Annotated in this window: 18 protein-coding genes and 1 pseudogene; 8 read left to right on the top strand and 11 right to left on the bottom strand. The window is 62.2% G+C overall.

Annotation, left to right across the window (positions count from 1 at the left end):
• Positions 1-36: 36 nt before the first annotated feature.
• The 4 genes from ACWAT4_RS25205 to ACWAT4_RS25190 form a co-directional block, all read right to left on the bottom strand.
• Positions 37-984 (bottom strand): helix-turn-helix transcriptional regulator, encoded by a 948-nt coding sequence (locus tag ACWAT4_RS25205; RefSeq protein ID WP_212425647.1) that lies wholly within the window; start codon positions 982-984, stop codon positions 37-39.
• Positions 985-1233: 249 nt separating this feature from the next.
• Entirely contained in the window at positions 1234-3264 is a 2031-nt protein-coding gene (locus ACWAT4_RS25200; protein ID WP_449728324.1) for a PAS domain-containing sensor histidine kinase, read from the bottom strand.
• 46 nt (positions 3265-3310) lie between these two features.
• Positions 3311-3748 (bottom strand): response regulator, encoded by a 438-nt coding sequence (locus tag ACWAT4_RS25195; RefSeq protein WP_212425649.1) that lies wholly within the window; start codon positions 3746-3748, stop codon positions 3311-3313.
• 39 nt (positions 3749-3787) lie between these two features.
• The gene (locus tag ACWAT4_RS25190) at positions 3788-4450 is read right to left on the bottom strand and encodes a response regulator transcription factor (RefSeq protein ID WP_212302631.1); all 663 of its coding nucleotides are present in this window, start codon (positions 4448-4450) and stop codon (positions 3788-3790) included.
• A gap of 511 nt (positions 4451-4961) precedes the next feature.
• Here ACWAT4_RS25190 and ACWAT4_RS25185 point away from each other — a divergent pair.
• From ACWAT4_RS25185 to ACWAT4_RS25175, 3 genes and pseudogenes are all read left to right on the top strand, one after another.
• Positions 4962-5588, top strand: a pseudogene (locus tag ACWAT4_RS25185) (sigma-70 family RNA polymerase sigma factor); the annotation flags it as partial.
• A gap of 395 nt (positions 5589-5983) precedes the next feature.
• Positions 5984-6913, top strand: coding sequence for an AraC family transcriptional regulator (locus ACWAT4_RS25180; RefSeq protein WP_212302633.1), 930 nt, complete (start codon positions 5984-5986; stop codon positions 6911-6913).
• Between the two features lie 106 nt (positions 6914-7019).
• Complete coding sequence (locus tag ACWAT4_RS25175) at positions 7020-7949, top strand: helix-turn-helix domain-containing protein (protein ID WP_212425650.1); 930 nt, start codon at positions 7020-7022, stop codon at positions 7947-7949.
• 26 nt (positions 7950-7975) lie between these two features.
• On the opposite strand, the gene ACWAT4_RS25170 is transcribed toward ACWAT4_RS25175, so the two are convergent.
• The 5 genes from ACWAT4_RS25170 to ACWAT4_RS25150 all read right to left on the bottom strand — a co-directional run bounded on the left by ACWAT4_RS25170 (position 7976) and on the right by ACWAT4_RS25150 (position 14916).
• Positions 7976-8911 carry a catalase gene (locus ACWAT4_RS25170; RefSeq protein ID WP_212425803.1) on the bottom strand — a complete coding sequence of 312 codons (936 nt, stop codon included), beginning with the start codon at positions 8909-8911 and terminating at the stop codon, positions 7976-7978.
• Positions 8912-9183: 272 nt separating this feature from the next.
• The gene (edd, locus tag ACWAT4_RS25165; protein ID WP_449728323.1) at positions 9184-11013 is read right to left on the bottom strand and encodes a phosphogluconate dehydratase; all 1830 of its coding nucleotides are present in this window, start codon (positions 11011-11013) and stop codon (positions 9184-9186) included.
• 49 nt (positions 11014-11062) lie between these two features.
• Positions 11063-12541 (bottom strand): glucose-6-phosphate dehydrogenase, encoded by a 1479-nt coding sequence (gene zwf, locus ACWAT4_RS25160; RefSeq protein WP_449731259.1) that lies wholly within the window; start codon positions 12539-12541, stop codon positions 11063-11065.
• 58 nt (positions 12542-12599) lie between these two features.
• Positions 12600-13556 (bottom strand): carbohydrate kinase family protein, encoded by a 957-nt coding sequence (locus ACWAT4_RS25155; RefSeq protein ID WP_449728322.1) that lies wholly within the window; start codon positions 13554-13556, stop codon positions 12600-12602.
• Positions 13557-13674: 118 nt separating this feature from the next.
• Entirely contained in the window at positions 13675-14916 is a 1242-nt protein-coding gene (locus tag ACWAT4_RS25150) for an ROK family transcriptional regulator (protein ID WP_212425653.1), read from the bottom strand.
• A 204-nt stretch (positions 14917-15120) separates the two neighbouring features.
• On the opposite strand from ACWAT4_RS25150, the gene ACWAT4_RS25145 reads away from it, so the two are divergent.
• From ACWAT4_RS25145 to ACWAT4_RS25130, 4 genes are all read left to right on the top strand, one after another.
• Entirely contained in the window at positions 15121-16140 is a 1020-nt protein-coding gene (locus tag ACWAT4_RS25145) for a sugar ABC transporter substrate-binding protein (RefSeq protein WP_212302469.1), read from the top strand.
• A 122-nt stretch (positions 16141-16262) separates the two neighbouring features.
• Positions 16263-17345: an ABC transporter permease gene (locus ACWAT4_RS25140; protein ID WP_212302470.1), complete on the top strand. Its 1083-nt coding sequence runs from the start codon at positions 16263-16265 to the stop codon at positions 17343-17345.
• Positions 17342-18139 carry an ATP-binding cassette domain-containing protein gene (locus ACWAT4_RS25135; protein WP_212425656.1) on the top strand — a complete coding sequence of 266 codons (798 nt, stop codon included), beginning with the start codon at positions 17342-17344 and terminating at the stop codon, positions 18137-18139. Before ACWAT4_RS25140 ends, ACWAT4_RS25135 begins: the two co-directional genes overlap by 4 nt.
• A gap of 569 nt (positions 18140-18708) precedes the next feature.
• Entirely contained in the window at positions 18709-18918 is a 210-nt protein-coding gene (locus ACWAT4_RS25130) for a hypothetical protein (protein ID WP_212443891.1), read from the top strand.
• A 125-nt stretch (positions 18919-19043) separates the two neighbouring features.
• Here ACWAT4_RS25130 and ACWAT4_RS25125 read toward each other — a convergent pair whose 3' ends face one another.
• Entirely contained in the window at positions 19044-19352 is a 309-nt protein-coding gene (locus ACWAT4_RS25125) for a hypothetical protein (RefSeq protein WP_449728321.1), read from the bottom strand.
• A 113-nt stretch (positions 19353-19465) separates the two neighbouring features.
• Between ACWAT4_RS25125 and ACWAT4_RS25120 the strand changes: the two genes are divergently transcribed.
• On the top strand, positions 19466-20758 hold the full coding sequence (locus tag ACWAT4_RS25120) for a c-type cytochrome (RefSeq protein ID WP_212425657.1): 1293 nt from the start codon (positions 19466-19468) through the stop codon (positions 20756-20758).
• 19 nt (positions 20759-20777) lie between these two features.
• Here the strand turns inward: ACWAT4_RS25120 and ACWAT4_RS25115 are convergent, their stop codons facing one another.
• A complete protein-coding gene (locus tag ACWAT4_RS25115; protein ID WP_449728320.1) occupies positions 20778-22748 on the bottom strand; it encodes a 4Fe-4S binding protein in 1971 nt (656 codons plus the stop codon).
• Between the last annotated feature and the right edge of the window lie 97 nt (positions 22749-22845).

The raw sequence follows: 22845 nt of genomic DNA, 5'->3' as shown, positions 1-22845 counted from the left end.
TTCCGAGGCAGGTCATCAACAGCGGGAGGGGTTTCGCTAACGCACGCGTCGTCGCCAATCGCTCGGCGTCTCCCCGGTCAGTCGCCTGAACGCCGCCGCGAAGGCCGTCTGGGACGCGTAGCCAAGCTCCATCGCCACCGATACGACGGATGCATCCGTGTCGCGCAACAGGTTCATGGACTGCTCGAGCCGGTGTTGCCGCAACCAGGCAAGTGGCGAAAGTCCGGTGCTTTCCTTGAACGCGCGGCAGAAGTGAAAGCGCGACAGCCCGGCGTCGGAAGCTAGGGCATCGAGGGAGACGTCCGCCTCGCTGTCAGAGCGCAAACGCTCGATGGCACGGAACAGGACTTTCGGCGAGAGCCCACCTATGGTCGGCTGGAGTGTCGTTGGTGAGCTGGTGTGCGCGGCCAGGAGGCGCGTCGCCAGGAGGTCAGTCAATTGATGCCTGAACAATGCGTCCAGTGTCCGATTGCCTTCCAGCACGCTGGCCGCGCTCAGGAGCAATCGGGATGTAATGGGGTCGGGATGCGCCGTTCGCTCTAGGAGGTCGGTGGATGTGCCAGCCGCGGCTTCGTCGGCAACGCGCTTCAGCGTTGCGTGGGGAAGATAGAGCTGGACGACGTCGACAGGTTTCGGGATATCCCAGCGGGAACTCGATCCCTCTGGAATGATGATCAGCACCCCGGGGCGAAATGTCCCGTTCGCGACCGATCTTCCGGTCCGCCGCTCCATGTGCTGGGTCACGCCGTTGTATGCCATGATGACGTGGTGGCTCATGGGTTCGACGACGTCGTGTAAGGGTTCATGCTTCCAGTGGGCGATCCCGGCGCCGCTGGCATCCAAAGCCATTCGAAACGGTGCGGTCCCGAGAACGCGTGCCATCTCCACATCGGCGTGACGTCGGTCAGAGGCCGGCACGTCAGCGCCGGATGTCGTGGGTACGATTGGAAGGGTCTCGTGGGGATCGACGCTCGGATGGCTCATGAATTGTGCTCGTACTGGAAGGTCTTGCGCTCACCTCTCACCGGCCGTTTAGCGGGCCGATGGGCGGAGCGGTCGCCTCAGCCTTGTTCGCGATGGTGATGGAAAGCAGCGGACTGCGGTATCGTTCGGTGGGTCTGATTTCGCAGGTTTCGCGGCTAGATTTACCTGTACCTTGGGATAGGCTCGACCGGAGCTTGGGTGATGGGCCACAATGAAGCGAAAGATCACCGAACGGTGAGATAAGCAGGGCTATGACGTTGCTCGCCCTGGATCGGAGCCGCTAAGTGCCGGCACAGGAACCGTGAAGTGGAAATGCGCGCCGCCTTTAGGACGGTTAGAGCCCGCGATCCGACCGCCATGCGCGGTGATGATCGACTGGCAGATGGTGAGGCCGATTCCGAGCCCCGCATCCTTGGTGCTGAAGAAGCTGTCGAAGACGCGCGACAAGTCCGCGACAGGTACGCCCGGCCCGTTGTCGATCACGGAGAGGGCGACCGAGCCTTCGTCCTCGATCGACGTCTTGATATCGATCCGTCGTACTGGTTGGCCCGACTGCACAATCGCCTGGATGCTGTTGACCAACAGATTGATGGTCACCTGCTGCAACTGAATCCGGTCACCCAGGACCTTGGGAAGATCGGCGCCGAAGCTCGCAGACAGGATGATCGACTTTGAGTCGATGTCGTGGCGGATGAACAAGAGCGCCTCTTCGACCACCTCGTTCAAATCGATGAGGCGCTTCTCCGGCTCGTGCTTCGCGGCCATACCGCGTATGCGATGAATGATGTCACTGGCGCGACGCGCGTTCGATACGATTCGCGAGGTGAGCTGCGTGACCTTTTCCGTGTTTTGATCGGCGCGCGCGAGCCATCTCAGGCTGGTCTCGCCGTTGGTCACAATGGCCGCGAGCGGCTGGTTGATCTCATGTGCGATCGACGTCGCGAGCTCTCCGAGTGTCGCGATCCGCCCGGCATGCGATAAGTCGGCTTGCAGTTTCCGCAGCTGCTGTTCGGCGTTCAAGCGCTCGCTGATGTCCTGCATGGTGATGAAGGTGTTGTCGAGCTGCTCGGGAGGCACCGGATAGGTCACCGTGAACAGGACGTCGATGATCGAGCCATCGAAGGCACGAATCCGGGTCTCCTCGATAAGGTTCCGCCGGCCTTCGAAATGCGCGACCATGACCCGTTCGGCCAGTCCGGGGGCGGCGGCGAAAATATACCTGACTGGCTTGATGAGATCCGCAGGGTTGTGGGCGCGGAACAGCGATACGGCGTCCCGATTGACGTCGGTGACGCGAACGACGTCTTTGGCGTGTTCGACGAGGTCCGGGTTTCGCTCGAGGTGACCTGCGATGTCGCGCACACCATCCGCCTTCAATTGGTCGAAGGCCTCGCCGGCGCGACGGGAATCGACCTGCCACAGTGCGGTCGGCAGGTATTGAACGAGCTGACGGTATCTCTCCTCGCTGGCCTGCAGTTCCCAGGTCGTCCGGTCGTTATTCGACACGCCATTGATGGTCACGAACACGGTACCGGCAGGCTTTGGTTCTGCGGAATGCCAGGCCTTGACGGCGGGATTGCGCAAGCTTCCGCTTAAGACCATTTTGCTCGTCGCAAGGCGCGTGCGATCACTCGCGACGTTCTCGAGCAGTGAAGCCAGCAGTGAGCGGCTCTCGGCCGGCCAGAAGTCGCCGATGGGTTTGCCGATCATCTGCTCGTAGCCGGCATGGGCGCCGAACATGCGGACCGCGCGATCGTTGACGGCTAGGATGCGGGTTGCGGTCAGCATCGTGTCGACCCAATCGGGATGCAGGTCGAAGTCGATTGTGACGCCGCTGCTCCGGTGTTCGGCGATCGCATCGAGCAGCGGGCGCGCGAGCGACGTATCGAGTTCCCAGGAAGCGGCGAGGGAGGATTGCAACTCGGCATCCATACGCAGGTACGCCGCCTCAGTAAGGGAGCCTGCGTTTCGGCCAAATTCGACAATATCGAGAAGCGCGCCGGTCGTGTCCCGACGGACGATTTGCTTCACCGCAGCCACAATTTCCATTCCGGTCAGACCACGACGGCGGACTACTCCCTCCCATCGCCCTTCGCGCAGCAATGCGCCGAAATGGTCGGTGCCGCTGTGTGTCAGGGAGCCGATCGACTGGATATGTTGTCCCACCATCGCCATGGCGGGCCATCCGTAGAGGTCCTCGGAGGCAGCATTCCAGTAGCGGATGACGCCATGTGCGTCACTGACGATGATGCTTTCGGATGCAAGATCTGCCAGCTCCATAGCGTGAGGGTAAGTGCGACCTGCAGCCGTAGCCCGTTGGAATAGGTTAGTCATCTGACGGCGTGTCCCGTCGGTCGTCGTCGCGTGGGCCGTCCGCGCGATTCAGCGCGGACTGTAGATAGTGAAAGAGGACGTCATCGTTGACCGGCTTGGTCAAACAGGCGAGGGCGCCCCCACTGAGCGCACGTGCTCGCGTGGCTGTGCTTGCATCTGCGGTGATGACGATGACCGGCATTGACGAGCCCAATTCCCGCAATCCTTCCTGGAGTTCGAGGCCACTCCGGCCTGGCATGCTCACATCGGTAATCAGGCAGTCGAAACGATCCGGAACGTATTCGGCCATGAAAGCTTCCGCTCGATCGAATGTCTGGCATGCGAGTTCCAGCACCAGGAGGAGATCGGAAAGCGCCTCTCGCACGGCTTCGTCGTCGTCTACGACCGCAACGATGGGCATCTCTGGCGAACGGAGCATTTTCGCTGGCATGGCCCGACGACCATCCGCCCATTGCCGGCCGGGGTGTACCTATCCTTTGGTGTAGGCCGATTGCTGTCCTCGAAGTGCGGCGGGCAGTGATTCCCATATCCGGATCAATTGGCCGACAGATCCGGCCTGTAGTTTCCGCATCGCGTTACCGCGGTGCAGCTTGACCGTGATCTCGGTGATACCCAGATCGAATGCGATCTGCTTGTTGAGGCGGCCCTTGACCACTTCGCGCAGCACTTCACTCTCGCGAGGCGTCAATCTCGCGTAGCGTTCGGCGTATTGCCTGACCTGACGGGCGGCCGCCCGTTGCGCGACGTCCTTCTCGATGGCAGCAGTGACCGCGTCGAGCAGCGCCTGATCCCTGACAGGCTTGGTCAGGAAGTCGATAGCTCCCGCTTTCATGGCCTGCACGGTCATTGCAATGTCGCCATGACCTGTCAGGAAAATGATCGGCCGCGTGTTGCCGTTCGCGACAAGACGCTGCTGGAGATCGAGGCCGCTCGTTCCGGGCATACGAACGTCGAGGACCAGGCAGCCCGGCCGCTCCGGGAGATCGGCGTGCAACAACTCCTGCGTTGAACCGAAGCAGCACGTGTCCAGTCCAACCGACAGGAGCAGTTCGCGAAGCGCAAAGCGGATCTCTTCGTCGTCGTCCACGATCAGGACAAGCGGACGGTTTGTGGAATCGGTTTCCACGTTCATGGGATAGCGGGATAAAACATGAGCACCGGCGGTCGTTTCAAGCATGAGTGGCCTCCTGATCGCTTCCAGCTCCGCGTTTTTACGGGTCTTACTGGTGTACCGTCTGGCCGTCTTTCCCAAAGCGAGCGTGTTTTGTCTAATTCTGCGCGGCACCACGCAGGCCCACGCTGATGTGACTAATCTGACAACGACCGGCCGCGCCTGGCGACCGGCCTATTCCCCCTAGACCAGCAGACTAGGAACACGAGCCCTGCGTACGGTAGTCCACCTGGTGTTACACGGCCCATCTTAATCGTCGTTTCGTCAAAAGACGGAGAGGGCGATGTCCATGACTGAGGGGCGGCAACAAGCGGGCACTGCAAAGTCGCATCGATCTCGGTCGAGGACATCCTCATCGGGCGGCGCACGGACCCGACCGGCTGTCAACCCTCCCAACGTCAGCAGTAGGCCGAAGCCGCTGCATGGCCCCTCCAGCATATTGGGCGATGACGCGCTGGCTTTTGCCGTCCGCCTGACGGCGGAGTCAGGATCGGTTCTCCCACGCGCCTCGCGCGAGCGGAAAACGGATCATCGCTTTGCGCAGGAAGATGTCAGCGACGAGATGCTGCTCAAGAACGTTGCGGAAGGCGACAAGGCCGCTATGCACATCATTTTTGCCCGTCACCGCAAAAGGGTGTTCCGATTTATCCAGCGTCTGGTTCGCAATCCGGCGGTTGTCGATGATCTCGTCAATCAAGTCTTTCTCGATGTGTGGCGCTCTGCAAACAGGTTCGAAAACCGCGCACGGGTGGCCACATGGCTGTTTTCGATCGCCCGATTCAAGGCCATCAGCTCGTGGCGGGAGCGAACGCACGAAGATATCGATCAAGACGATGCGCTCCGAGTTGTCGACACTCTGGATACGCCTGATGTAGCTCTGGACCACAAGCAAACGCAGGGCATCCTGCGCGGGTGCATCGATAAGCTCTCGCCGGCGCACCGGGAAATCATCGACAAGTTCTATTATCACGAAAATTCCGTCGCTGAAGTCAGCGGAATGATCGGCATTCCTGAAGCCACCGTGAAGAGCAGGATCTTTTACGCGCGCAAGCGGCTTGCCAGATTGCTCGTGGATGCGGGCTTCGATGCAGCTGCTGCCCGAACGAGTCTTGGACTTTCGCTCGCTCACGCAACAGACGAACCGCCAGCGGCAAGGTGAGACCTTCGCGATGTCGATTTGAGCGCGTTCGCGGTGACCCGCTTGATTCGTCTCAGGGGCGCCTTGGCGGCAGAAGTTTCGGCGCGCGCCGGCAAGACGGCAATCGGATTTTCACAAACGCACGATGGAACCGAGCCTGGGTTTGTTCCCGCGCATGACCTCAGGGCCCAATCACCTTGGAATTGCTCCGAAAAATCTCTGATTGAGACTTATCGGGAGCAACCCGGTGCAACGTCCTATGCCGGCGCAGGTCTGGACGGTTGTTTGCCGATTTCCGATAATGCGGTCACGGGCGGATGACCGCCCCGTTCAACTTCAGGGATAGGTCGACTGATATGTCACGCGCGGGCGCCTTCGGAGAGAGGGTCAGGCAGCAGCTGCGCTTGAAGGATGCGCCGCCCTCGCTGGTCACGCGTTCATTGCGCGGCATCGACCTTTCGGTCACCGAAACCCAGGATGACAATCCCGCGGAAGGTCGTTCAGGCTCGATGGCCGATGAGGCCTATCTCGTCAGCCTGAAACTTCACAACTACCCGGATTGCGAGCTTTGGGACCACGGCAAGTGCGTCATGAAGGCGGATGTCAGAGCCGGTACAACGTATCTGTACGACCTCAGGAGCGACCCGGGCTTCATTATCGACAAGCCATTCCATTCCATGCAGTTTTACCTGCCGCGGTCAGCCCTTGACGGCATCGTCAGGGAATCTCGTTTACCCCCTGTTGGGGACCTCGCCTGTCAGTTTGGTTTCGGTCATGACGACAAGGTCATGCGCCATATCGGCGCATGTCTGTTGGAGGCGCTCACCCGTCCAGGCGAGGCCAATCAGCTTTTCATCGATCACATGATGCTCGCCTTCGCTGCGCACATCGCCCAGACTTATGGTGGGCTACAAAGCGCTGCCGCATCGGTTCGCGGCGGTCTCGCCCCTTGGCAGGTAAAACGAGCCTGCGAAAGGCTCGACGCGAATCTCGGCGGGACTCTTGCGTTGCAACAGATCGCGGCGGAATTTGATCTCTCTGTTAGCCATTTCTCGCGCGCGTTTCGCGTTTCCACTGGCCTGCCGCCGCACCAATGGCTGCTGCGTCAGCGCGTCAAGGTGGCCCAGCAGTTGATGACTGTACGCGACTTGCCGCTGTCCGAAATCGCGATCTCGGTCGGGTTCGCCAACCAAAGCCACTTTACGAAGGTGTTTTCAGCGCAAGTCGGCGTCAGTCCGGCTACATGGCGTCGGGGATCACTGAGCATTTCCGAAGGCGATATGTAATCCTGCGCGCTTGCCTTGGAGGGCCGCTTCAAGAGTCCCAGTGATCACAACCGTTGGTCGATGAAGAACGCTCAATCCGTCCAATACCACACGAGGGGCGGCGAACATGAAGTCGATGGGTTTCTACGGTCGGACTGTCAGGCGGTTCTTGCACCTCGAGCGCGAACCGGTCTCGTTGATCACGCGTTCACTACGCAACGCCGAAATCGCTGTTACCGAGACCCGGGATGATGATCCAATACCACGCTCCTCCGGCGAGATGGGCCTTCAGGATGCCTATGTTGTCAGTCTGAAACTCAACGACTACCCGAATTGCGAGATCTGGGAGCGCGGCCATGCCATCAAGACCGATATCCGGGCTGGTGCAACATACTTGTATGACATGAAGAAAGATCCGCGCTTCTTTATCAACAAGCCGTTCCACTCTCTCCATTTCTATCTTCCGCGGTCGGCGCTCGATGGCATCGCTGATCAGTCGGCCGCGCCGCGCGTTGGCGAACTCCCCTCTCAGCTCGGCGTCGGCCATGACGACCCGGTCATTCGTCATATCGGCGGAGCTCTCCTGCAAGCGCTGCGTCGGCCCACCGAGACCAACCAGCTCTTCATCGACCACATGATGCTCGCATTTACGACGCACGCCGCACAGACCTATGGCAAGCTGAGGTGGGGCGTCAAAGTGCCCAGGAGTGGTCTCGCTCCATGGCAATTGAAGCGAGCTTACGAGAAACTTGACGCCGATCTTGGTGGGACACTTTCGTTGCCGCAGTTGGCGGCCGAGTTCGGTCTCTCGGTCAGTTATTTTTCGCGCGCGTTTCGGATCTCGGCCGGCTTGCCGCCGCATCAATGGCTGCTGCGCCAGCGAGTGAAGGCGGCCATGCAGTTGATGACCGTGGGGGACCTGCCGCTGTCCGAAATCGCGATCGCCGTAGGATTTGCCAACCAAAGCCACTTTACGAAGGTGTTTTCGGCGCAAGTCGGCGTTAGTCCGGCTACATGGCGCCGCGAATCGCTGGGGGTCAGCGAAAGAGAAGACTGATCAGAGGATGCCGGACGCATCCCCGGTCAGCGACGTTTCGCCAGCGAGATGGCATAGGCTGCGCTGCGAGCCGCGAAGATCTCGTCCGGCGGATGGGCAACGCCGTCGGCGAGATTTGCCGGATCGAAGACCGAGACGTCGCACGTTTCGTCCGACTCAAGGCCGGTGATCACGATCGTTCCCAGCCGAACCTCCTCGCGATTGTCCTCATTGGGCCATCTGATGGTCACGTCCGTGGTGGGATCGCCGGGACGATCGAGCAGCGCCATCACGCTGAAGCGGACGTCGCCGCTAGTGACCCGGTGTTCGAGATCGTCGTACAGGACGTTGGCGAAGTTTGCCGTAACGTCGCTTTTCGTTGGCGCGATCTCCGTGCCGACGGGGGCGATCTTGAATTTGATGAACCGTGTTTCGCCGGCCGAATTCGTGGCCGGATAAGAATGCACGCCCCAATAGGTGGTGCCGGCTAAATTCCGGGGTAGTGGATGCGTGGCGATGTAGTTGGCCTGATGCAGCGTTTCGGGATTGGCAGCGGAGAACGCCCTGATATTCTCGAGATCCGGACTGCCGTCCGGTCCTGGACTGCGCGCTTGGAGGAAGGCGAGCATTTGGTCGAGCGTCTTCGCAAAATGCACCGGAGCGCTTTGCGCGAGAATGTCGGAGCGGTGGTGAATGTCCCCAAGTCGGAAGCCAAAGCCGCGCAGCTCGAGCTTGTCGGCATCCATGCCATTGGGATCGTTGCTGCCGACCGAGAAGCGCGCCAGCACGCGCGATGGCCTTGTGAAGCTCCGGGATCTCGTAACTTCCTCGGCCCGATCCGATGGGACGTAGGTTCCGCGGACGCATCTGCCCTTGGCAAAGCTCGCGCGTACCTTCGACGAATCGCCGGCTACCGCTTTCAGCGCATCGACGATCGCCGCAATCGTGGCGGCGGGAAATTGGGGCGTTGGGAGCTCTGGGATTGACACCGCAATGATCTAGCGGATCTGCCACCTCGCGACTCCAGAGCGATTGCTACGATTGTAGTGCGATTGCTGGCAACGCGGATTCTGCGATCGGTCGCCGTCGCCGCCGGCGGCTCAGGGTACGTAACGAGTCGTTTGCGCTCCTAGCCAAGAAGCGGCCACAATCAAGTTTGCAGTCATTCGGTCTCCCCCGAGCGCTACGTCGAAGCGAACCTGTCCGGCTCCGCTTCCGCATCGGCTTTGCGAGACGGCATCGCCAAGCCTGTCGTCTACGCCACAAAGAGGCTTGCGCCGCGATCTGCAGAGCTGACGCGCTCGCGGAAGACGCCGAAGAGTTCGCGGCCGATCCCGACGTGCGCCGCGGACAGATCGGCTTGCGCGCAGGTTCGCGCGGCCCACTCGCTCGGCGCGACGAGCACATCAAGCCGACCGGTTTCGGCGTCGAGCCGGATGACGTCACCGTCGCGAATCCGGGCAATCTCACCGCCGTCAGCCGCTTCGGGCGTGACGTGAATGGCTGCGGGAACCTTACCGGAGGCGCCTGAAAGCCGTCCATCCGTGACGAGCGCAACTCTCAGCCCGCGATCTTGAAGGACGCCAAGGAGCGGCATCAGCTTGTGCAGCTCCGGCATTCCGTTTGCCTTCGGCCCCTGGAAGCGCACCACCGCAACCACATCACCCGTGAGCTCGCCCGCCGCGAAGCTCCGTTGAAGATCCTCCTGGGAATGGAAGACGCGAGCCGGCGCTTCGACCACATGGCGCTGCGGCGCGACCGCAGATGTCTTGACGACGGCGCGCCCGAGATTGCCGTCCAGAACCCGAAGGCCGCCCGTTGCCTGGAACGGGTCAGCGATCCGCCGAAGCACGGTCGAATCGCCACTCGCGGCCGGCCCATCGTGCCACGTCAGCGTTCCGTCGGCATTGAGCCGGGGCTCTTGCAGGTACGCATCGAGTCCGGCGCCGCGAACGGTGAGGACGTCGCGGTGCAATAACCCGGCAGCGAGCAATTCCCGGATCAGGAAGCTCATCCCGCCGGCAGCATGAAAATGGTTCACGTCTGCGGAGCCGTTGGGATAGATGCGCGCGATCAGCGGTGTCACCTGCGCGAGGTCGGTAAAATCGTTCCAGGTCAGGGTGAGGCCGGCCGCCGCAGCCATGGCAACCAGATGCAGCGTCAGATTGGTCGAGCCGCCGGTGGCGTGCAGCCCCACGATGCCGTTGACAAAGGCGCGCTCGTCGAGCACGCGTCCGATCGGACTGTATTGATTGCCGGCCGATGTGATGTCCAATGCGCGTTCGGTCGCGGCACAGGTGAGCGCATCGCGCAAGGGCGTGTTCGGGTTCACGAAGGATGCGCCCGGCAGTTGCAGGCCCATGATCTCCATCAGCATCTGGTTGGTATTGGCGGTCCCGTAAAACGTGCACGTCCCCGCGCCGTGATAGGCCTGCGCCTCGGCTTCCAGCAAAGCGTCGCGACCGAGCTTTCCTTCCGCGTAAGCCTGCCGGATTTTCGCTTTTTCATCGTTGGCCAGGCCTGAGGTCATCGGGCCGGACGGAATGAAGACCGCGGGCAAATGCCCGAACGACAGCGCGCCGATCACGAGACCCGGCACGATCTTGTCGCAAATGCCGAGAAATACGGCGGCATCGAAAGTCTGATGTGACAGTGCGACAGCGGTGGACAAGGCGATAACCTCGCGCGAGAACAGCGAGAGTTCCATTCCCGCCTCGCCCTGGGTGATGCCGTCGCACATCGCCGGCACGCCGCCAGCGACCTGGGCAACACCACCTGCTGCGCGTGCGCTCCGTCGGATGAGTTCAGGGAAACGTTCGTAGGGCTGATGCGCCGACAACATATCGTTGTATGCCGTGACAATTCCGAGACTGGGGACGCGGCCGTCCTGCATCAGAGTTTTGTCGTGCGCGCCGCAAGCCGCGAAGGCGTGGGCCTGGTTGGCGCATCCCAGTCTCCGGCGCACTGGTGCGCTCGCCGCGTTCGCAATGCGGTCGAGATAGCGTGCTCGGCTGTCGTGACTGCGCCGAGCGATGCGATCCGTTACTTCGGCGACCCGCGCATTGACCTTTGCTTCGATCGTCATAGTGGGCTCCTGTTTGCGGCTTTGGCATCAGCGATGCGCTGCTCCGTGGTCATGGACCGTCCTCCATCCATGTTCGACCGTCGCGTTCAATCAGTGCGACGGCGGCGGAGGGGCCCCAGCTGCCGGCAACATAAGGTCGCGGAATTTCATTCGTCCGGCTCCACGCCTGACGGATCGGGTCGATCCAGCGCCATGCCGCCTCGACTTCGTCCCGGCGCATGAACAAGGTCGCGTCTCCGCGGACCACGTCCATCAACAGCCGTTCGTAAGCGTCCGGTACCGAGACGTTGAACGCTTCCGCAAAACTCATGTCGAGGGGGACATATTGCAACCGCATGCCGCCTGGTCCGGGCTCCTTGATCATGAGCCAGAGCTTGATTCCCTCGTCGGGCTGCAGGCGGATCGCGAGCCGCGTCTGCACAGCCTTTCCAGAATCCGAATTGAAGATCGAATGCGGAACTTTCCTGAAGGTCACGACGATCTCGGAGCTGCGTTGCTGCAGTCGCTTTCCGGTGCGCAGATAGAAGGGAACGCCGGTCCAGCGCCAACTCGCAACGGCCGCCTTGAGCGCAACGAAAGTCTCGGTCGAGCTTGGGCGATCGGCAATCTCTTCCGCATAGCCCGGAACCGCGACGCCGTTGCATGCGCCGGCGCGGTATTGACCCGGCACGGTCAGGAATGCCGCGTTTGTTTCGTCGATCCGCTCGAGCGATTTCAGGATCTTGAGCTTCTCATCGCGTACCGCATCGGCCTCGAGCGAATGTGGCGGCTCCATCGCCACCAGACACAGCAGTTGAAGAAGATGGTTCTGAACCATGTCGCGCAGGGCGCCGGACTTGTCGTAATAGGGGCCGCGTTCCTCCACGCCGATGGACTCGGCGACCGTGATCTGCACATGGTCGATGTGAGCGGCATTCCACAGCGGTTCGAACAATGCGTTGGCGAACCGTAGTGCCATTAGATTTTGAACCGTCTCCTTGCCGAGATAGTGATCAATCCGGTAGACGCGTTCCTCCGGAAAGATCATGCCGACGGTTTGATTGAGGCGGATTGCGGACTCAAGATCCCTGCCGATCGGCTTCTCGATAACGATGCGGGAATCGCCTGTAGAAAGACCGTAGTGACCTAGCCTTTCGCAGATCGGTCCGAACAGATGCGGTGCCGTAGCCAGATAGTGGACCTGAATACGTTCGGCGTAGGCCGATAGGGCGGCTGCGAGTTCGGTCCACCCATTTTCACCTTCTGCATCGGCAGCCATGTAGGAGATGCGGGCCAGGAAGCGATCGAGTTCGGGTCCCGTGGTTTCCGATTCCGGCACATGTTTCATGACCGCCGCGCGTACCATGGCGAGGAAATCATCCCGCGACATCGCGCCGCGCGCGACGCCGATAATAGTCGCTTCATCTGGTAGTTGGCCGGCAAAATCGCGACGAAACAGCGCCGGCAACAGCTTGCGGCACGCCAGATCGCCCGTCGCTCCGAATACGGTCAGGACGAAGGGAGCCACGGGAATCACGCGGCTTGTCATACGCGAGCCTTTCTCAACTCGTTCCCTGCTGGTGTGCCGTGTTGCATCCGTCACTCTGTCAAGCATGGCATGACTCCGTACTCGCATCGATCTCGGCGGTGGTCGGAAGGTCGGCACCATCGCGTGAAACCGTGATGGCGGCGGCGGCCGTTGCGTAAGCGAGCAACTCGCGGATTGCAGACAGGTCGAGCGCCGCGATGGCCTCGGGATGGAGCCTGCCGGTCTTCGCCAGCTGCGCAAGCAGCGCGGCGTGGAATGTGTCACCGGCGCCCACGGTGTCGCGCACGACCACGGAACGACCGGGCACCGAGACGCTGCCGGCGGCGGAAAAGGCGGTTGCCCCCTTCGCTCCCTCGGTCACCACCACGAGGCGTGCGCCACACTTGAGCCAGTAGGCGGCGGCATCGGCAATTGAGAGGCGACCGCCCCACGCAACGCGAACGTCCTCGTCACTCGCCTTGATCATTGTCGCCGTCCGGTAAAAGCGTTCCGCGGCGACGGCCCAGCCTTGCATATCGCTGACGACGGTTGGACGGACGTTCGCATCGACGCTAACGACGCAGCGTCCATGCATGCGCCGGGCGAGCGCGGCAAATGTGGTGCCGACCGGCTCGACAGCCATGGAATAGGAGCCGAAGGTCAAAGCCTGAATATCGTCCGGGAGCGTGTTGGGCAGGTGGGCCAGCTGGAGCGAGCGGTCTGCCGCACCGTCGCCATGGAACGCATAGTTCGGTTCACCGTCGTCGGTCGTGGCCACGATCGAAATCGTTGATGGTCGGTCGGTCCGTACGAGAAACCCGTCACCCACGCCTTCGCAAGCGAGCCTGTCCGCGAGGAATGCGCCGAAGTGATCGCGCGAGATGCCGCTCAGGAAGGCCGTTCGAACGCCGAGCCGGGCGAGACCAATAGCAACATTAAAGGGAGAGCCACCGGCAACGGCACGGGTCGACATTTCCGATCGGCCGCGCCTCGTCACAAATAGATCGATCACGGCCTCGCCACAGACGAGAATCATGGTGCGTCACCCCTGTTCATCGCGACAAGCTTCGAGGCTGTCAGGCACTTGCGGGAAAAGGGACTCGCGCCAGGCACGATGAGACGCTCGGAGCGGAGAGCCATGTCGTCGACCATGCTCAATCCTTGAACAGCACGTCGTGATCGCGAGCGAAGGCCGCGAGCAACGGTAAGGCCGCGCCACCGATCGCGCGTGCATCACGTCCGATCGAGCCTTCCACCACCACGGCGTCGGTGAGGCCCTGCCGGTCCATGCGGGCCCAATGTTCGTTTGTGCGCTCGACGAGGCGACGGCGCACATCGAGCGGAAAGGCTCCGTCGATGATGACGGCTTCAAAGTCGATCACGGCCAGCAATGCGGCGACGGCCTGTGCGAGGGCCTCGGCTGCTTCCGTAACCCACGCATCGAGCGGGTCCTCGAAGCTCGACCAGTCGTCGGGCGAGAGCCAGATATCAGTGCCACGTCGACCAGCGGCGATCAGTCGGCGCTCCAATTGATAGATGGACGCGGTGCGGATCAATTGCTGAAGGCTTGTCTCTCCGTTGTCCTCCCGTCGCATGATCGGCATGGAGCCGAGAGCGCCGGCATTGCCGCTGCGGCCCGGGAAGAGGCTGCCGTTCAGAACAATGCCGCCGCCGATGAACGCGCCAATGTAGAAATACGCGAAATCCCGGTACGCCGCCCCGGCACCGAAGGTGAGTTCAGCCGCGCATGCTGCAGTCGCGTCGTTGCAGACGCGGACCGGCCAAGGGGCGAAGCGGCGCGACAGTTCAGCGGCAACGTTGAAGTCTCGCCACTTGCCGAGCGCGCCGGGCGGCGTCTGCAGATCAGCTTCCCAGTTCCACAACTCAAACGGCATCGCGACGCCAATGCCGCTGATCCTGCGGTGCTGGGCCTCGGGCAATTCGGTGAGAAGACCCGACATCTCGCGTTCCGCAAATGCCATGATCTCCTCGGGTGCCGGGAAGGAATAGATCATACGTCGTCTGGCGCGGATGCCGGCGGTGAAGTCCATCAACACCAGATCCGAGCTGCGCCGACCGATCATTAGACCGAGACCGAAAGCGCCAGCCGGGTTGAGCGAATAGGGGACGGAAGGTTGGCCGATGCGGCCTCGCTGCGGTTCGCCTGCGAGCACCAAGCCATCAGCTTCCAACCGATTGATGATCACCGTCGTCGTTTGGGTTGAAAGACCAGTCAGGCGCGCGATCTCGACTTTGGCGAGACTGCGGTGGCGCCGGATAAGGGAGAGGACCAGGCGCTCGTTATACAGTCTCATGCCTGTCTGGGTGCTGCCGCGACTCTCGGCCGGCAGGGCCACCGACGGGCTATTTGCTTCGGCGGGTGCTGTTTCTTCCATCCTCGGCTCCGCAAGCACCTTGGGTTATTTGCTTAGCAAGTTGAGTTCCCAAGGCGGGTCGGTCACTACAATGAACGCAGTCGAAGGCGGGTGTCAATTAATAAGTCTGGATGATTTATTTATTGACAGATCCGTTTCAGTCCTCTTAGGATCATCCAACACGCGGCCGGACCGCGCAGGCAAAAATGCTCCAGGAGGGAATACATGCGTCAGTCATTCGGACTATTCGCAGCACTCGCGCTTACTTTGGGCGCCAACAGCGCTTTCGCTGCCGACAAGCCGATCGTTGGCCTCATCACCAAGACCAACACCAATCCGTTCTTCGTGAAGATGAAGGCTGGCGCCGAGGAGGCGGCCAAGGCCAATGATGTCGAGCTTCGATCCTTCGCCGGAAAGGTCGACGGTGACAATGAGAGTCAGGTAGCGGCCATTGAAAACCTGATCGCCGCCGGTGCGAAAGGCATTCTGATCACGCCGAACGACTCTCGCGCCATCGTTCCGGCCGTAGAGAAGGCACGCGCCGCGGGCATGTTGGTCATTGCCCTCGACACCCCGCTCGATCCGGCGAATGCGGCGGATGCGACATTTGCCACCGACAATTTCCTTGCGGGTCAATTGATCGGACAGTGGGCCGCCAAGACGCTGGGTGCCAAGGCGGCCTCGGCGAAGATCGCGCTACTGGATCTGAACGTGAACCAGATCTCGGTCGACGTCGCCCGCGATCAGGGTTTCCTGAAAGGGTTTGGCATTGATCTCGGCAACCCCGCCAAAATCGGCGACGAGAAAGATGCGCGCATCGTCGGTCACGATGTGACGCTCGGCAGCGAGGAGGGCGGCCGCAAGGCGATGGAGAACTTGCTGCAGAAGGATCCCGGCATCTCGCTCGTCTATACCATCAACGAGCCTGCGGCCGCGGGAGCCTACGAGGCCTTGCGCTCGGTCGGCCGCGACAAGGACGTGCTGATCGTTTCGGTCGACGGCGGTTGCCCAGGCGTGCGCAACGTGAAGGACGGCGTCATCGGAGCCACTTCCATGCAGTTCCCGCTGCTGATGGCGGCGAAAGGCGTCGAGGCCGTGAAGGCGTTCGCTTCTGGCGGGGGCAAGCCGAAGGCGTCGCCGGGCCTGGACTTCGTCAACACCGGCGTCGAGCTCGTCACCGACAAGCCGGCCGGCGAGATGCCAGCGATCGACAGTGCCGCCGCTTTGAAGAAGTGCTGGGGCTGATCGCCCCCTGACTTGTAGCCGCTGGCAAGGACTGGCGCCCGCGACCCGGGCGCCAGAAATGGCCGGGAACGCCTGCCCGAGATTGGATGGGCAGGTCTCCGCATGCAACGAGGAAAACGGCAATGACCGATATCGGCGGTAGTCCCCCCGCTGCCCAGGCCTTCGAGCTTGTGCTCGACAAGCGCGAGAGCCGCGTGGCCGAATTCGACGTTCGTGCGAGATCGCCGCTGCAGAAGCTTCAGCACTTCCTGCACGCCAATCCGACGGCGGTGCCGGCAATTGTGCTCCTGCTCAGCGTTGCCGTGTTCGGCATCACCGTCGGCCCGCGCTTTCTCTCGATGTTCAACCTGTCGCTGATCATTCAGCAGGTCACGATCATCGGCGTGATCGGGGCGGCGCAGACGTTGATCGTGATCGCAGCTGGAATTGATTTGTCGGTTGGGGCCATCATGGTGCTGTGCTCCGTCATCATGGGCAAGCTTGCGGTCACCATGGGACTTCCAGCTCCCATCGCGCTCGTTGTCGGCGTTGCCGCAGGTGCCGGCTGCGGCGTACTCAACGGTACGCTCGTGACCCGACTCAAGCTGCCTCCTTTCATCGTGACCCTTGGGACGTGGTCGATCTTTTTCGCGCTCAATCTTTGGTATTCGGCGTCCGAGACCATCCGTTCGCAGGAGGTCGCGAAAATCGCCCCGCTGCTGCAGGCGTTGGGGACGCCGGTGAACATCCTTGGCGCACGTTTCACTTACGGCTCATTCTTCATGCTCGGACTCGTGGCATTTATCTGGTTCGTGCTGAATCGTACGGCCTTCGGGCGCCATCTCTATGCGGTGGGCGACGATCCGGACGCAGCGAGGCTTGCCGGCATCCGAACCGACCGCATCCTCTTCAGCGTCTATGTCATCGCCGGCGTGATTTGCTCGCTCGGTGCGTGGGCCTTGATCGGGCGCATCGGGTCGATTAGTCCGCAGGCCGGCCAGACGGCCAATTTGGACAGCATCACGGCGGTGGTCGTCGGTGGTGCCAGCCTGTTCGGCGGACGTGGTTCGATTATCGGCACGCTAATCGGCGCCCTCATCGTTGGCGTATTCCGCAACGGGCTTGCCTTGTCCGATGTCGACGTCCTCTGGCAGGAATTCGCCGTCGGCTGGCTGATCATCACCGCAGTGGCACTCGATCAATGGATTCGCAAGGTGTCAGCATGAGCGCAGGACCGAACGTTCCCGGGGCAACACCGCTGCTGCAGGCACGCGGCTTGAGCAAGCGCTATGGCCGCGTGACGGCCCTCGACCAGGCCGACTTCGATCTCTATCCGGGCGAAATCCTGGCTGTGATCGGAGACAATGGTGCTGGAAAGTCATCGCTGATCCGCGCACTCTCGGGCGCACTCGTTCCGGACGCCGGCGAGATCAGCCTCGCTGGCAAGCCAGTTGCATTCCGTTCACCACTCGACGCTCAGGCCGCCGGCATTGAGACGGTTTATCAAACGCTTGCACTGTCGCCGAGCCTGTCGATCGCCGACAACATGTTCCTCGGCCGCGAATTGCGCCGGGCGGGTCCGCTCGGCACGATTTGCCGCATGCTCGATCGCAACGCCATGCAGCGCATCGCTCGCGAGAAGCTCACCGAGCTCGGTCTCATGACCGTGCAGAGCATCAACCAGCGCGTAGAGACATTGTCAGGCGGTCAGCGCCAGGGCGTCGCGGTGGCAAGGGCTGCGGCTTTCGGCTCGCGCGTCGTGATCATGGACGAGCCGACTGCGGCACTCGGGGTCAAGGAATCGCGTCGTGTGCTGGAACTAATCCTCGATGTGCGACGGCGAGGTGTTTCGGTCGTCCTCATCAGCCACAACATGCCGCATGTGTTCGAGATTGCGGATCGCATTCACATCCATCGGCTCGGTCGTCGGCTCACAGTGATCGATCCCAAGGCCTACACGATGTCGGATGCCGTTGCCTTCATGACCGGCGCAAGGGCACCGATAGAAGTTGCCGCGTGACAAGGGCTCGAAAGCTTCGTCTTCCTTGGGGACTTAGGCGCGTCGATGCTCTCTTGGTTCTCGGAAACCTTCGCCGGCGTGGGGCAGCAGGGTCGTGGACGAACCTTCCTCTGATTGGCTCCAATCGGACAACGATTGCTGGACCTGGGTCGAACTTGTTCATGATGGACTGGAATGAGAGTTCAAGGTTCAATCGGTTGGAAGGCGGCGTGTGCACCGGGAGATCAAGAAAAATCTCATCAGAGCCGGTGTAAGCAGACTTTGCGAGGTGGGATTTGGCCGCCTCGGGTCGGCGGAAGAGCATGACCATCGTGCTCGCAATCAGAAAACGCGTCACCCCTTCGTTGTGCTTCGCGGAGCCCTCGCTGGCCGGACTCGAGAACGAGCAGCTATTTCAGTGTGGGTTGGTAGCGCTCCGCCGAATTGAACGTCCGAATCGGCGCACCAAATGCAAGGTGGAATAAAAGAACGGAACTCCGATCACCGGTACGAGAGATGTGAGGCAGCACACATCCGGAACTCGGGTGACGCGCTAATCAGGGCTCGGGCACGCGCACACGGAGATTCCAATGAAGCGTCTGACAATTTGCGGATTGATCGCCGTTGCGTCGCTCGCCGCCGCGACGACCATGCTGCGATCGCACCCATGGCCGATTGCCGGGACCACCGGCGCGGCCCGCCCAGCCGCCGTGCAGGAGTCGAAAACCGGATCGCAGGCGGATAAACTTCCGGTCCAGGATTTCGACGATCGATCGTTGGTGTTTCCGCGTGAGAGATGAGGCGGCTCCGGCAGAGCAATCGGCCGGCCCTCGGATGCGCGGTTCGTAAGGGACGCGGCCCACGAACTTTTCCGAAACCGCCTGCACTGGCGTCGATGGCTTGAATCGACAGCATCTTTGAACCGTCAAGGACCTATCAGATTGGTGAAATTGGAGAGCGTGCCGGTTGGTTCGCCCAGCAGTCCCAGCGTCCGGAGCGCTGCACTCTGCTGGTCCACTTCCAGGATCGCCAGCAGCACGGCCAGCACGACCGCGACGAAGATGAGCAGGGGCGACGCTTCCTGGCTGGTCGGATTGGGATGATGTGAAAGCCAAACGTGAAGACGTCGCAATCGCAACAATACCTGCAAATACGCTTTCGATCGTATGTGCACGTTCCGCCTCAGTTCCGAGGTCTTGCGGCGCAGCCTAGAGCCCGGTGCTTCACCGCTCAAGGCGCTGCTTGTCGCACCCTGGAACCGAGGATGCGAGGCCATCGGTTTGGCTACGCCGCCAAACCGTGCAAAATGGCGTGGTCGATCTCATCTCGCGATCGCCCGGACGGCGAATGAAACTAGGCCTGCGTCTCTCCGTAGTGTTGCTCGCAGCCGCACCGCTCGCTGGGTTGCGGCCCGCGTCCGCGCAATTGATTGGGCATGGTGGCCCAGTACGGGCGATCGCCGTCTCAGTGGACGGCAAGACGGTGCTGTCGGGAAGCTTCGACACGGCAGCGATCCGATGGTCCCTTGCAACCGAATCCGCCGAGCAGGTGTTGCGCTTGCATGCGGATGCGGTGAACGCGGTCGCCTTTCTGGGCGAGGCGAGAATGGCGACGGCCGGCGCGGACGGACGCATCGCGATCTGGACCGCAGGCCGGCAGCAACCCGACAAGGTCTTCGAAGGTCATACGGGGCCTATCGTCGCGCTTGCTGTCTCGCCGGATGTGTCGACACTCGCATCGGCCTCGTGGGACCGCACCGTGCGGCTGTGGTCGCTTTTGGACGGCACGTCGCGCGTGCTGGAGGGGCATTCGCAGAACGTCAACGGGGTCGCGTTCACGCCGGACGGACAGTCGCTCGTGAGCGTGGGTTACGACCAGACGATGCGGGTCTGGCATTTGACGGATGGCACGTCCGAGATTGCCAAATTGCCTGCGCCATTGAACGCCGTAGCGATTGCGCCGGATGGCGAGATCGTCACGGGCGCGGCGGACGGAAGGTTGCGCATGATGACCGCCGACGGCAAGGAGAGCGGCAGCGTCGTGGTCGACGCCACGCCGATCGTGGCCTTGGTCATCTCGCATGACGGTGCGTTGATCGCCGTGGCCGGCATTAGCGGCTCGGTTGTGATCGTCGATCGCAGGGCGCGCAGCGTGCTGCGCACGCTTGTCGGGGCCGGCATGCCGGTCTGGTCGGTTGCGTTCCAGCCTGATGGCGCGACGCTTTTGACTGGCGGCGCGGACGGCAAGATCAGGCGCTGGAATGCGCTGACCGGCGATACTCTCGGCTCGAACCTGTTGGGCACGCCGACCGATCCGCTCGCCGGCTATGCCGGCGATCGCGGCGCCGAAATTTTCAGGGCCTGCGTCGCCTGTCACACCCTTTCGGACAAGGAGGTGCAGCGTGCCGGCCCGACGCTTGCCGGGCTCTACGGCCGGAAGATCGCCTCGCTGCCGGGCTACCGCTTCTCCGACGCGCTCAAGAGGATGGGCATCGTCTGGACGCCAGAGACCGTCGCCAAATTGTTCGAGGTCGGTCCGAACGCCTATACGCCCGGCACCAAGATGCCGGAGCAGCGTATCGGCTCGGCGGAAGATCGCCGGGCACTCACGGAGTTTCTGGCGCGCGCGACCGCGAAGTAGCCCTTGCGCGAACAACACTCTAATTCTTGTTGTCTCGGTGGCGCGAGTAGTCGTCGGCCGTGCGCGGCGGGGCCCGCTCGGGGACGCCAGCGAACGGATCGAATTGCTGTTCGGTCATGACGATGGCGCGGCAGTCCGCGCACATCCGCAAGATCTCGAGCCGCTTGTCCTCAGCAGGGTACATCCAATGCTGGCCCTCGAGCTTTGCCGCGACCCGATCGATCGTGCTCTTCACGCCGAACGGTGTACCGCAGCGGACGCACAGCGCGGGCTCTTCCTCCTTGATCGCGACTGCGCTCGCACGGGCCGCGCGAAAATCGATCTGCGGCCTGAGCGTGATGACCTTTTCGGGGCATGTGCTCTGGCACAAGCCGCATTGCACGCAGGCGTCTTCGACGAATTTGAGCACGGGCCGCTCGGGATCGTCGCGAAGCGCGCCGGTTGGGCAGACCGAGACGCACGACAGGCACAACGTGCATCCATCGGTATTGACGCTGATGGTGCCGAGGGGCGCGCCTTGCGGCAGGGCGACCACGTCGACCGGCATTGGCGCGAGGCGGTGCAATTCGCTCAGGGCAAATCGTAGCAGGTCGCCTCGCTTGCCGACTGTCCTGAAGGTGGCGGGTGTCTGGACCGCCGCAACCGTCTCGATTGCGCCCAGTTGCGCATCCAGCGCGTCGGGATCGTCTGTTTCGATCGTGGCCACACGGCATCCGTCAAATCCGAGCCCGGTCAGAATGGCATCGGCCATGGCGATCGTTTGCGATAGTCCGGTCACTTCATGCCGTGGTTTTGCGCGCAGCAGGAACCGCACGGCGGACGCGCCGTAGGCGAATGCGCCGACAACCGCTTCCAGCCCCACCTGCGTCAGCTCGTTGACGCCGAAGGGAAGCACGTTGGCCGGCAGCCCGTCGCCATGACGTGCGAGCGCGTCGATCAGCGGCGTGCCGTGCGGACTGTCATGCAGCAGCAGCATCGGATGCGTGCCGCCGGCTGCGTGATAGGCGAGCAGCATGGCGCGAAGGGTCTGCAGCTGGGTGTCCGCGGGCGGCAGTGCGTAGGATGCTGCTCCCGTGGGGCACGCGGCCGCGCATTGTCCGCAGCCGGCGCAGACGTCTGCGTTGATTGCAACATGATCGCCAGCGGGGGTGATCGCCCCAGTCGGGCACAGGTCAAGGCAGCGATGACATCCGGTCAGCTTCGAGCGCGAATGGGCGCAGAGACCAGGCGTGAAGTCGACATATTTCGGCTTGTCGAAACTGCCGACGAGGTCGCGCGCGGAAAGAACCGCGCGCAGCACGGCGGCGGGTTCCCTGGGATCTGCACGCAGATAGCCGTCGCGCATGTCGTGCGCAGGAAATAGCGGCATCCCGCCGGAGAGGTCGAGTACGAGATTGCACCGCGAGGTCGTCCCGTCGCGCGGAGATTCGAACACGAAGCGATCGCGCGACGACGGGCGGGGCTTCGCATAGTCGTCGATCGTGAGCTCGAAGGCGCCGAAATGTCCCCGGGCGTTGCGGATCGTGCCCTTCACGATCGGGAAGACTGTCGCCGCAGGCGGCGTGATGTCCGTCGGCTGGTTGAGCATGACCGTGACATCGAGGTGGTCCGCTAACATCCGGCCGACTTCGATCGCCGTTTCGTCGCGCCCATAGATCAGGACGATGCCGTCGCTTGTCAGCGTGACCAGCGGATAGTCCGGCGCGGGAACCGCAGCGGCCGCGAGCAGCGCGGCCATCTTCGCACCCGCATTCGCGCCGTCGCGCGACCAGCCTGCGGTCTCGCGGAGGTTGACGAAGCCGATCCCATCAGGGCGTTCGGCGGCCTCGTCGGTAAACTGCGCCGCCTGCTGCGTGCAGGCGACCGTCAGCGCGCCGCCCGCCTTTGCGGCACTGCGAAAATGTTCGAGTTCCGCGCCGCAGAGATGACGAAAGGTTTTGATCTCACAGCTGGGGCATCCACGCCGGATCGCCGCCGTGTCGAGGCGCATCGTGTCTTCACACGAGCAGATCAGGACGGTCTTTGCTGGTTGCTCCAGGTTAAGCCCTCCGTCAGTGCGGCGCTGAGGACGGACTCGCGCCGATCAG

It is taken from the genome of Bradyrhizobium sp. T-1 (genome assembly GCF_053592855.1).
Note: the sequence above shows the minus strand (reverse complement) of the source record. Positions and strands in the feature narration are given on the sequence as shown.

Coding starts and splice junctions, on each gene's coding strand:
- ACWAT4_RS25205 (WP_212425647.1), bottom strand. CDS start 984: ATGAGCCATCCGAGCGTCGATCCCCACGAGACCCTTCCAATCGTACCC.
- ACWAT4_RS25200 (WP_449728324.1), bottom strand. CDS start 3,264: ATGGAGCTGGCAGATCTTGCATCCGAAAGCATCATCGTCAGTGACGCA.
- ACWAT4_RS25195 (WP_212425649.1), bottom strand. CDS start 3,748: ATGCCAGCGAAAATGCTCCGTTCGCCAGAGATGCCCATCGTTGCGGTC.
- ACWAT4_RS25190 (WP_212302631.1), bottom strand. CDS start 4,450: ATGAACGTGGAAACCGATTCCACAAACCGTCCGCTTGTCCTGATCGTG.
- ACWAT4_RS25180 (WP_212302633.1), top strand. CDS start 5,984: ATGTCACGCGCGGGCGCCTTCGGAGAGAGGGTCAGGCAGCAGCTGCGC.
- ACWAT4_RS25175 (WP_212425650.1), top strand. CDS start 7,020: ATGAAGTCGATGGGTTTCTACGGTCGGACTGTCAGGCGGTTCTTGCAC.
- edd (WP_449728323.1), bottom strand. CDS start 11,013: ATGACGATCGAAGCAAAGGTCAATGCGCGGGTCGCCGAAGTAACGGAT.
- zwf (WP_449731259.1), bottom strand. CDS start 12,541: ATGACAAGCCGCGTGATTCCCGTGGCTCCCTTCGTCCTGACCGTATTC.
- ACWAT4_RS25155 (WP_449728322.1), bottom strand. CDS start 13,556: ATGATTCTCGTCTGTGGCGAGGCCGTGATCGATCTATTTGTGACGAGG.
- ACWAT4_RS25150 (WP_212425653.1), bottom strand. CDS start 14,916: ATGGAAGAAACAGCACCCGCCGAAGCAAATAGCCCGTCGGTGGCCCTG.
- ACWAT4_RS25145 (WP_212302469.1), top strand. CDS start 15,121: ATGCGTCAGTCATTCGGACTATTCGCAGCACTCGCGCTTACTTTGGGC.
- ACWAT4_RS25140 (WP_212302470.1), top strand. CDS start 16,263: ATGACCGATATCGGCGGTAGTCCCCCCGCTGCCCAGGCCTTCGAGCTT.
- ACWAT4_RS25135 (WP_212425656.1), top strand. CDS start 17,342: ATGAGCGCAGGACCGAACGTTCCCGGGGCAACACCGCTGCTGCAGGCA.
- ACWAT4_RS25130 (WP_212443891.1), top strand. CDS start 18,709: ATGAAGCGTCTGACAATTTGCGGATTGATCGCCGTTGCGTCGCTCGCC.
- ACWAT4_RS25120 (WP_212425657.1), top strand. CDS start 19,466: ATGAAACTAGGCCTGCGTCTCTCCGTAGTGTTGCTCGCAGCCGCACCG.
- ACWAT4_RS25115 (WP_449728320.1), bottom strand. CDS start 22,748: ATGCGCCTCGACACGGCGGCGATCCGGCGTGGATGCCCCAGCTGTGAG.